The following is a 9,166-nucleotide window of genomic DNA, read 5'->3' as shown; positions in this document are numbered from 1 at the left end:
GCATGCGGGTCATCCTGCCTGCTCGGGCGCCCGGAACCGGGTCCGGGCCAACGCCGTGTCCATTCGCCGATCTCAGCCACTGGAAAGTACAGTGAGTCAATCGTCTAAGGAGGTATGTCGTGGCGCAGGGTTCCACGGGGTCGGGTCGTCCCCAGGTCGTGATCATCGGCGGCGGTGCGGCGGGCGCCCTCGTCGCCCTCCACCTCGCCCGCACGGCGCACCAGCGCGGCACCGGCGTCGACGTCGTCGTGGTGGACCCCGCCGACCGTCCCGGCCGGGGCACCGCCTTCGGCACCACCGACGACGAGCACCTGCTCAACGTCCCCGCGGCCGGCATGACCGCGCTGCCGCAGGACCCAGGCCACTTCGTGGCCTGGCGGGCCCGGCAGGAGCACGCCACGGGCGCGGAGCCCGCCACCTTCGCGCCCCGGCGCCAGTACGCCCGCTACCTCGACGAGACCCTGGCCGACGCGTTCGACCTGGCCGCCGCCACCGCGTCGCTGCGTCACGTCCGCGTCGGTGCCGTCGGGCTGCGGCGCCACGCCGGCGGGGCGACCGTGCTGCTCGACGACGGTCACGACCTGGCCGCCGACGCCGTGGTCGTCGCCACCGGGCTGCCGGCCGCCGGCCACGACTGGGCGCCGGAGGGCCTCACCGCCTCCCCGTTCTTCGTCCCGGACCCCTGGGCGCCCGGCGCCCTCGACGTCGTACGGCGCGACCGGGTCGGTGCGGGTGACGTCCTGCTCGTCGGCGCCGGCCTCACCATGGTCGACGTCGTCCTGTCCCTCACCCGGCCCGGCGGACGTGACGACCGGCGGGTGCTGGCCGTGTCGCGCAGCGGCGAGATGCCGGCGCGGCACGCCGACGAGCTCCAGCTGGCGGCCATCCCCGACGTTGACGACTGGGGCTCCACGCTCGCCGAGCTGCGCGCCCACGTCGCCGAGCACGTCGAGCGCGTGCGGGCGACCGGTGGCGACTGGCGCCCGGCCATGGACGGCCTGCGGTTCCGCGTCAGCGAGCTCTGGCAGCGGCTCTCGGAGGAGGACCGCACCGAGTTCCTCTCCTCCGACGCCAGCGACTGGAACCGCGTCCGGCACCGGATGCCCCCGAGCTCGGCCGCGGTCCTGGGCGAGCTCGCCGCCGTCGACCGGCTGCGCCACCTCACCGGCACCGTCGCCGCCGCCGAGCCGCTGACGGGCGGCGGACTGCGGGTCACGCTCGCGGACGGCTCGACCCACGACGTGGGCTGGGTGGTCAACTGCACCGGCCCCGCGCTCGACGTACGCCGACTCGGCAACCCGCTGCTCGACGACCTCTTCGCGGTGCGGGGCGGGGTGTCGCTCGCGCAGGCCGCGACCGCCGGGATGGGCTTCAGCACGCGCGACGGACGGCTCCTGGACTCGACCGGTCGCGCGGACGCGCCGGTCTGGACGCTCGGCGCCCTGCGCCGCGGCGAGCTGTGGGAGTCCACGGCCGTCCCGGAGATCCGCAGCCAGGCGCTCGGCCTCGCGGTCGACGTCCTCGATGCGGTCGCCCCGTTGCCGCGCCGCCTCGAGGACGGCCGGCTGGTCAGCGGTCACCACCCGGTGGCCCGGCCACGCGACCCCCTGGGGCTTCCCCTGTCGGCGACCGCGGAGGCCGCCTCGCGCTACAACGCCGGCCTGGAGCGCGTGATGCGCCTCCAGTCCGGTGGCGAGGAGCTGCTCCGTGAGGCCGCGGCCCTCGACCCCGACTTCGCGCTCGCCCACGCCGCGCTGGCGATGCTCGGCCACGAGGCCGGGGCCGCGACCGACGTGGCCGGGTCCCTGCAGGCGGCCCGCCGGGCCGTGCTCAAGCGCGGGGACGAGCGCGAGCGCAGCCTCGTCGACGTGATCGGCCGCCGGGTGGACGACGCCCGGCACGAGGGCGCCGCGGCGCTGATGAACCACATCGCCCACCACCCCCGCGACGTCCTTGCCGTGTCGGCCGCGGTGCCGACGATCGCCTTCTCCGGTGTCACCGACATCCAGCAGGAGGCGTGGGACCTCGTCGACGGGCTCGCCCCGGCGTACGGCGACCACTGGTGGTACATCTCGCTGCTCGCCTTCACCCGCCAGGACCAGGGCCGCTTCGACGAGGCCGGCCTGCTCGCCGAGAGCGCGTTGTTCTGCGAGCCCTCGTCGGGCCACGCGGTGCACGCGCAGACGCACGTGATGTACGAGACGGGACGGCACGAGGGTGGCCGCGTCTGGCTCGACCACTGGGTCGCCGAGAGCGGCCGCTCCGCCTCGCACCGCGCGCACTTCTCCTGGCACGCGGCGCTGCACGACCTGGCCCTCGGCGACACCGAGGCGGTGCGCCAGCGCTACTACAGCCAGCTCGCCCCGCCGGCCGTGACGGGCGTCCGGTCGCTGATCGACTCGGCGTCGCTGCTGTGGCGCTGGCGCGTCACCACCGCCGACTGGGACCGCGCGGCCGGCTCGGACGCCTTCGCGCACGAGGTCGCTCCGCCGCCGGTGGAGTGCGTGCTGGAGGCGGCCGGGGCGGACCTCATCGACCGTCCGGAGACGCCGTTCGTGGCGATGCACTCGGCGCTGGCCCTCGCCGCCGCCGGGGACCTCGCCCGCCTGGCGCGCCTGCGCGACCACTGCCGGTCCTCGTCCGACCCGACGATCCGCGCGACCGGTACGGCGCTGTGCGAGGCCCTCCTCGCCGCCGGCCAGCAGGAGTGGACGACGTCCGCGCAGATCCTCACCGACCTGCTGCCCACCCTGGTGCGGTTCGGTGGCTCGGCCGCGCAGCGGGAGGTGGTCGAGGAGACGCTGCTCTTCGCCCTCGTCAGCTCGGGGCAGCCCGAGCCGGCGCTGAGGCTCCTCGACGGCCGCCTCGAGCGCCGGCCCTCGCCGCTCGACGCCCGCCGCCGCGGGTCGCTCGTCGTCGCCCCGGTCTGAGCAGGCTCATCCGGGCGGGTCCTCGGCCGCCTCCTGCTGGGTGGCGAGGATCGCGGCCAGGAGGGGGGCGTGCTCGCGGGCGTCCCGGGCCGCCCTGCCCAACAGGGCCGGGGCACGCCCGGCGTGACCTCCGGCGATGCTGGCCTGCGCCGCGCGCCACCGGGTGTACGCCGCGTAGTGGGGTCGGCCCAGGCCGTCCCACGCCGATGCGGCCGCCAACCAGGGACGTACGTCGTGACCGCCGGCCAGGCGTCCCATCTCGGCTGTCCAGGACGTGGTGATCGCCGACGGTGCGGACCCGGTCAGCGGGTCGCGGTGCGACGACGACCGGATGGCGCGCAGCCGGTCGGCGTACCGGCGTCGCGCCACCGACTCGGCGGGAGTGCCCTCGACCAGGTCCGCGGCCGCGCGCGCCCCGAGCGCCAGCAGCATCCCCAGCGAGGAGATCGTGTCGTGTCGTGAGGCCAGCTCGAGCGTCGTGACCAGGCGGTCCCAGGCCGCTCGGGGCCGGCCGAGCCACAGCTCGGTGTGGGCGGCGTACTGCGCCACGTCGGCCCGGTTCCACAGCGACGGGAGGTCGACGGCGTCCAGGGCGGCGAAGCGCCGCAGCGCGTCCTCGCTCCGTCCCCGCATCATGTCGAGGGTGGCCCGCTCGGTGTGGAGGGCCCACCGGTGCTGATCGAGCTCGCCCTCGGTCAGCGGGTCGATGAGAGCCGCCGCCCGACGGGTGTGCCCGGCCCGGCGCAGCGCGTCGGCGACGTTGGCGCGCAGGGCGCTGGAGGGTGAGGTGTCGATCCCCCAACGGTCCGCCGCCTCGAGACCGGTCGCGCCGGCGGCCTCGATCTCCTCGGTGGAGCCGCCGGTCATCAGGAGCAGGTCGGTGTGCCGCATGCAGAGCTGGACCTCGCGGACCGGGTCGTCGCGCAGCGACGGGAGCGCGGCGGCCTCGGCGGCGTGCCGGACGGCGTCCTCGGCGTCCCCGGTCGCGGCCTCGTACCAGGCGACGTGCATCAGCGAGGAGCGCAGCTCGTCCGGGTCGCCGAGCTCGCGGCTGATCTCGACCACCCGCCGGGCGTCGCGCAGGCCCTCGGACAGCCGGCCCAGCCCGTTGAGCGTCGAGGCGCGCAGGCGCAGTGTGTCGAGGTGGCTCGTCGATGTCGGGACGTGACGCAGGTAGGTCGTCGCCTTGTTGATCAGGACCAGGGCCGACTCCTCGTCGACCTCGCCGAGGTAGTCCGCCGCGCGCCGGTAGAGGCCGGCGAGCTGCTCGTCGTCCATCCCGCTCGCGAGCGCCAGGGCCTCCTGGGCGAGGGCGGAGGCGCGCTCGGGCTCGGACGACTCCTCCAGCGCGTCCATCGCCGCGAAGTACGCCCCGACCAGGTCCACCGGTGGCTCCCCGACCCGCCCGACCCCCGCCGGCCAGATCCGGATCGCCCGGAGCCAGTGTGTGGCCGCCTGGGGAGCGGCGAACCGCAGCTCGGCCTCGCGGGCGGCACGGATGCGCCAGTCGACCTCGCGATCGGGGCGACCGGCCTCCTGCCAGTGGGCGGCCACGGCCGAGGCCGGGACCGATCCGGACGCGCTCTCGAGGGCCTCGGCGAGGCGGGCGTGGTACGGGCCGGCCTCCCCGGGGATCAGCCGTCGGTGGATGACCTCGCCCAGCAACGGGTGCCGCAGCTCGACGCGATCGTCCCCGACCTCCCCGAGCAGGTGCTGGTCACGCAGGTCGTAGAGGCACTCGAGCAGCGTGTCGGGCTCGAGCCCGCTCGCCGGACGGAGCAGGTCGAGACGCAACGGATACCCCGCGACGGCAAGCGCGACGACGACCGGCCAGGAGCCCGGTCGGAGTCCGTCGAGGCGGTGGTCGAGCAGGTCGCGGAGCAGGGCAGGCAGGTCCTCCCCGGTCTCGCTGAAGGCCAGCAGCTGCTCGGTGAAGAGAGGCTGGCCCCTGCTCCGGGCGTAGAGCCGGTCCACCTCCTCGGGCGGGAGCGAGACGCCGAGCAGCTCCACCTGGAGCGACGTCTCGACCCGGCTCAGCGGCTCCAGCTCGAGGGTGGTCACCCCGGCCAGGCGGCGGATTCGCGTGAACCACTCGGTGGCGTCGGTGCGTGCCGTCTCCTCGTCCAGGCGGAAGGTGCCGAGCAGGGGCGGGCCGGAGCCGGCGTTGACGAGGTGCTCGAGCATGGCCAGCGTCGCCGTGTCCGCCCAGTGCAGGTCCTCGAAGACGGCGGCCATCTTCCGGACCTCGTCGAGCGCCTGCAGGACGGTCCGGATCGCCGACATCAGCCGTTGTCGCGACCAGGCGTCCTCGGGCGGCGGTGGCGTCCCCGCCGGGTCCAGCTCAGGCAGGAGGCGCTTCAAGGACTCCTCGACGTAGTCCGGGGAGCGAGCGAGCGCCTGCGCGAGCCACGTCCGGTCGCCCGACTCGTGCGCGGCCCGCAGGACAGCCGCGGTCGGCAGCAGGGGGACGTCGACCGAGAGCGGCATGCAGTGCCCGGTGAGCACCGCCACGTCGTCCGCGGCGGCTGTCGCCGCCGKCGTGAGGCGGGTCTTCCCGATGCCGGCCTCGCCGGCGACAAGCATGAGGCCGGTCCCGGACTCGAGGTGTCGTCGTACGGCTTGGAGCTCCGCGCGACGCCCCGCGATCCCCGGAGCGGCGCCGGCCGCCGGGACATCCCCCCTGCTGGCCGCCAGCCAGAGGTCGTGGAACCGGGACCTGTCGCCGCCCATCGCCTCGACGACCAGCTCCAGGACGCCCCAGGTGGGGAGCCGGGCGGTGGAGAACAGGTGCGAGACGGTGGTGTGGCTGCACCCGGCCCCTCGTGCGAGTGTCCGCAGGCTGGGCCAGCCGGCGGTGAGGTGGAGGTCGTGCAGGGCGTCGACGAGCTCCCGCTGGGGTCCCGGCGGGATGTCAGGCCGTGGCAGCCCTCCCACCCTCCACTCCTCGACGGTCGAATGCACGCGACATCGCCCGAGCGACTTTCTCGTTCCAGCATGGCCGCGACGCGGGCTCGGTGGCATGGCCCATCCGGACCAATCGGGTCACTTCTCCGCGGAGCGCACCCGGAGGCCGGAGGTGCCGAGCGAGCTGAGGGGCACGGTGACGGCGCCGGAGGGGTCGGTGAAGAAGTCGTTGCCCTTGTCGTCGACGACTATGAAGGCGGGGAAGTCCTCGACCTCGATCTTCCAGACCGCCTCCATGCCGAGCTCCTCGTACTCGAGCACCGACACCGAGGTGATGCAGTCCTGGGCCAGCCGCGCGGCCGGGCCGCCGATCGAGCCGAGGTAGAAGCCGCCGTGGGCGTCGCAGGCCTCGGTGACGACCTTGGAGCGGTTGCCCTTGGCCAGCATCACCTTCGACCCGCCCGCGGCCTGGAACTGCTCGACGTAGGAGTCCATGCGGCCGGCCGTGGTCGGCCCGAACGAACCGGACGCCATCCCCTCGGGGGTCTTGGCGGGCCCGGCGTAGTAGACGGGGTGGTCGCGCAGGTACGACGGCATCTCCTCGCCGGCGTCGAGGCGCTCCTTGATCTTGGCGTGCGCGATGTCGCGGGCCACGACGAGGGGGCCGGTGAGCGAGAGCCGCGTCTTGACCGGGTGCTTCGAGAGCTCCGCGAGGATCGACTCCATCGGCTGGTTGAGGTCGATCTCCACGACCTCGCCGGCGGCGATCTCGTCCGAGACACCCGCGGACGGCATGTACTGCGCGGGGTCGGTCTCGAGCTGCTCGAGGAAGACGCCCTCGGCGGTGATCTTGCCCAGCGCCTGGCGGTCGGCCGAGCAGGAGACGGCGATCGCGACGGGGCACGAGGCGCCGTGGCGGGGGAGCCGCACGACGCGGACGTCGTGGCAGAAGTACTTGCCGCCGAACTGCGCACCGATCCCGAAGGACTGGGTGAGCTTGAAGACCTCCTCCTCGAGCTCGAGGTCGCGGAAGCCGTGGGCGCTCATCGAACCCTCGGTCGGGAGGTTGTCGAGGTAGTGCGCGGAGGCGTACTTGGCGGTCTTGAGCGCGAACTCCGCGCTGGTGCCGCCGATGACCACGGCGAGGTGGTACGGCGGGCACGCGGCCGTGCCGAGCGAGCGGATCTTCTCGTCGAGGTAGGTGAGCAGGCGCTCGGGGTTGAGGATCGCCTTCGTCTCCTGGAACAGGAACGACTTGTTGGCCGAGCCGCCACCCTTGGCCATGAAGAGGAACTTGTACTCCGGCCTCTGCTGTCCATCGGGGCCGGAGGCCTGCGGGGTCGAGTAGATCTCGATCTGCGCCGGCAGGTTGGTGCCGGTGTTCTTCTCCTCGAAGGTCGTCAGCGGCGCGAGCTGGGAGTAGCGCAGGTTGAGGGTGGTGTACGCGTCGTACACACCGCGGCTGATCGCCTCGCCGTCGTCGACGCCGGTCAGGACGCCCTCGGACTTCTTGCCCATCACGATGGCGGTGCCGGTGTCCTGGCACATCGGCAGCACGCCGCCGGCGGAGATGTTGACGTTCTTGAGCAGGTCGAGGGCGACGAAGCGGTCATTGCCGCTGGACTCGGGGTCGTCGATGATCCTGCGCAGCTGCGCGAGGTGCGCGGGGCGCAGGTAGTGGCTGATGTCGTGCATCGCCTCCGCGGTGAGCTGCTGGATCGCCTCGGGCGACACGCGCAGGAAGGTCTGGCCGTCGACCTCGAGGGTGGAGACCCCCTCGGTCGTGATGAGGCGGTACGGCGTCTCGTCGGGGCCGGTCGGAAGGAGGTCGGAGTACCGGAATTCAGCGTCGCTCACGAGAGGGCAGGGTACGCCGCTGGCCCGGGCATAGTGGACGCCGCCCGGGCGTTGGGCCGGTGTGCCCCTCCGCGACCCCGTCCTCGACTCGATCGTCATCGGTGCCGGCCAGGCCGGCCTCTCCGCATCGCGCCACCTGGCGCAGCGCGGCATCGAGCACGTGGTCCTCGACGCCGACGAACGGCCGGGTGGGGCGTGGCAGCACCGGTGGGACTCGCTCACCATGGAGGACGTCCACGGCGTGGCCGACCTGCCGGACGCCGTGGCGCCGGGACGCTCGGACGCTGCCGCCAACGTCGTCGTACCGGCGTGGTTCGCCGACTACGAGCGGCGCTTCGACCTGCCGGTGCTCCGGCCCCACGTCGTCGACGCGGTCACCGGCGACGGCGACCTGCTCGTCGTGCACGCCACCGACGGCGGGACCTGGCGGGCCCGGACCCTGGTCAACGCCACCGGCACCTGGACGCAGCCGTTCGTGCCGCACTACCCGGGGATCGAGACGTTCGCCGGGGAGCAGCTGCACACCTCGACCTACCCCGGGCCGGAGCACTTCGCCGGCAGGCGGGTCCTCGTGGTCGGCGGCGGGGCCTCGGCGGTGCAGTTCCTGGGCGAGCTGGCCCCGGTCGCGGACACCGTGTGGGTCACCCGCCGCGAGCCGGTCTGGCGCACCGGCGACTTCGACCCCGAGGCCGGTCTCGCCGCGGTCACCCTGGTCGCCGACCGGGTACGTCGTGGGCTGCCGCCGGCCAGCGTCGTGGGCGTCACGGGGTTGGCGCTGCGGCGGCAGGAGCGGGAGGCCGACCGGCTGGGGGCCTACCGCCGGAGGCCGATGTTCGAGCGGATCGAGCCGACCGGGGTGCGGTGGGCCGACCCTTCGACGGGCTCAGGACAAGCGGCGTTCGAGCGGGTCGACGCCATCCTGTGGGCCACCGGCTTCCGCCCGGCGATCGGCCACCTGGCCCCGCTGCGGCTGCGCTCACCGCTGGGCGGCGTCCAGCTCGACGTGGGCGGCGCGGTCCAGGGTGCGGTGACGGCCGTGCGCGACCCGCGCGTCCAGCTCGTCGGCTACGGACCGTCGGCGAGCACGATCGGCGCCAACCGCGCCGGGCGGGCCGCGGCCATCGCCGTGGCCCGGCAGCTGAGCGTGCGCGGCGACCTCTCGGCCTGATCCCGGCTCGCTGTCCACTTCTGTCAACCCCCGTCAACCGGGGGTCGACCTGGCCAACTCTGGATTCATGCCGCCGCAACCGCCGCGGAACGAAACCAGGGGAGCAGAGCCATGAACACCACGCCGTACCGCCGCATCGTCGCCATCGCCGGCGCCGCGGCCATCACCATCATCACCACCGTCACCTTCAGCCCCGCGACCTCCGCGTCGGCCGGTGCCGGTCACCAGAACCGCCCGTGCTTCATGGTCCGGGCGCACTGGAACACGGCAGAGGGCCCGCAGCCCACCTGCCCCGTCCCGTCGTGGC

General features: G+C 74.1%; 5 protein-coding genes. 3 read left to right on the top strand and 2 right to left on the bottom strand.

Translation table 11 applies throughout. The features are described from left to right. Window positions 1-119 precede the first annotated feature (119 nt). Window positions 120-2,930, top strand: a complete 2,811-nt coding sequence (locus tag AC1DQF_RS20290) for an FAD-dependent oxidoreductase (protein ID WP_477527036.1) — start codon at window positions 120-122, stop codon at window positions 2,928-2,930. Window positions 2,931-2,936: 6 nt separating this feature from the next. Here AC1DQF_RS20290 and AC1DQF_RS20285 read toward each other — a convergent pair whose 3' ends face one another. Next, window positions 2,937-5,864 (bottom strand): ATP-binding protein, encoded by a 2,928-nt coding sequence (locus AC1DQF_RS20285; RefSeq protein ID WP_477527035.1) that lies wholly within the window; start codon window positions 5,862-5,864, stop codon window positions 2,937-2,939. 108 nt (window positions 5,865-5,972) lie between these two features. After that, window positions 5,973-7,691 carry a fumarate hydratase gene (locus AC1DQF_RS20280; protein WP_477527034.1) on the bottom strand — a complete coding sequence of 573 codons (1,719 nt, stop codon included), beginning with the start codon at window positions 7,689-7,691 and terminating at the stop codon, window positions 5,973-5,975. A gap of 61 nt (window positions 7,692-7,752) precedes the next feature. Between AC1DQF_RS20280 and AC1DQF_RS20275 the strand changes: the two genes are divergently transcribed. Both AC1DQF_RS20275 and AC1DQF_RS20270 read left to right on the top strand, forming a co-directional pair. Further along, window positions 7,753-8,859, top strand: a complete 1,107-nt coding sequence (locus AC1DQF_RS20275) for an NAD(P)-binding domain-containing protein (RefSeq protein WP_477527033.1) — start codon at window positions 7,753-7,755, stop codon at window positions 8,857-8,859. A gap of 111 nt (window positions 8,860-8,970) precedes the next feature. After that, a partial coding sequence (locus tag AC1DQF_RS20270) for a hypothetical protein (RefSeq protein ID WP_477527032.1) occupies window positions 8,971-9,166 on the top strand: 196 nt, incomplete at its 3' end.

Source organism: Nocardioides sp. P4_G4 (genome assembly GCF_056401085.1).
This window is presented reverse-complemented; position numbering and strand designations above follow the sequence as displayed.